A 1,022-nucleotide genomic window follows, 5' to 3' on the forward strand; every position below is an offset into this window, starting at 1 on the left:
TACTCACTTCCTCTGTCGCTGTGGAAGATCGTCCCGTCCCTTCGGCCGCCACGCGTCGCGGTGGCCATCTGCAACGACGCGCCGACCAGGGCCGCGTCACGGTGCTCGCCCATGGCGTAGCCGAGGCAGCGGCGCGAAAACGCGTCGATGACCGTGGCGAGATAGATCTTGCCCTCACCGGTCTCGATCTCCGTCATATCCCCGTACCAGAGCACGTCAGGGGCCACCGCGTCGAAACGGCGATGCACCAGGTCAGGGGCGGACTTCCGCTTGCCCTGCCGGGTCAGCGGCTTCGGCCGACGCGGGGGCTTGCGGCCCTGCAGGCCGAGCTCGGCCATGATCTCCGCGACGGTGTTCACCGCCACCTGCCATCCCTCAGCCCACAGGTCCTGCGTGATCCTCGGCGAGCCGTACGTGCTGCCGGACTCGGTGAAGAAGTGGATGATCCGCTCCTCCAGCCTCGCCCTCCTGACCTCTCGTTGGGTCGGCTCGTCGGGGCGTCGGCGCCACTTGTAGAACCATGCCTCACTCACCCCGACCACCCGGCAGGACACCCGGTGCGGGACGCCGTGCTCGGCCCTCTGGTTACCGATGAAGGCGACTACCGCCTCCGGAGCGTTCTCGGTCACTTCACCCAGAGGGCCATGCATCGCTTGAAGACATCGCGCTCCATCTCCAGCTCCCGGATCCGCTTGTTCTTCTCGCCCATCTCCCGACGCAGCCGCTCCAGCTCGGCTCGCTCGGACTCCCGTACCCGCCCACCACCACCGCTGGCGGCCGCCGCCTGCACGGGCCGGTCCGAGGACGTTGTTCCGTTGCGGCGCCACCGCGACACCCAGCTGTGGAGCGTGCCCGGGTTGATGCCGAGCTCCTCGGCGACCTCCCCGACCTGCTTCCCGGTCTCGACCACGATGCGCACGGCGCCCTCACGGAACTCGGCGTCATACGGCGGCTTCTTCTTGGACCCCATGAATCCCAACTTCCCCTGCAATCACGGGCTCCACGCTACGAGGGGATACTCA

2 protein-coding genes are annotated in these 1,022 nt (G+C 67.8%); both read right to left on the reverse strand.

Translation table 11 applies throughout. From position 1 onward, the window contains the following. Positions 1–629: IS3 family transposase (locus IEZ01_RS34440; RefSeq protein WP_189205729.1), on the reverse strand; the 629-nt coding region annotated here is incomplete at its 3' end. Continuing rightward, positions 626–970, reverse strand: coding sequence for a transposase (locus IEZ01_RS34445; protein ID WP_189205737.1), 345 nt, complete (start codon positions 968–970; stop codon positions 626–628). The genes IEZ01_RS34440 and IEZ01_RS34445, both read right to left, overlap by 4 nt. Between the last annotated feature and the right edge of the window lie 52 nt (positions 971–1,022).

The organism is Streptomyces purpureus, from assembly GCF_014648195.1.
GTDB lineage: Bacteria > Actinomycetota > Actinomycetes > Streptomycetales > Streptomycetaceae > Streptomyces > Streptomyces purpureus.

Bases quoted from the DNA above. Each gene is read 5' to 3' on its own strand.
- IEZ01_RS34445 (WP_189205737.1), bottom strand. From the start codon at position 970: ATGGGGTCCAAGAAGAAGCCGCCGTATGACGCCGAGTTCCGTGAGGGC.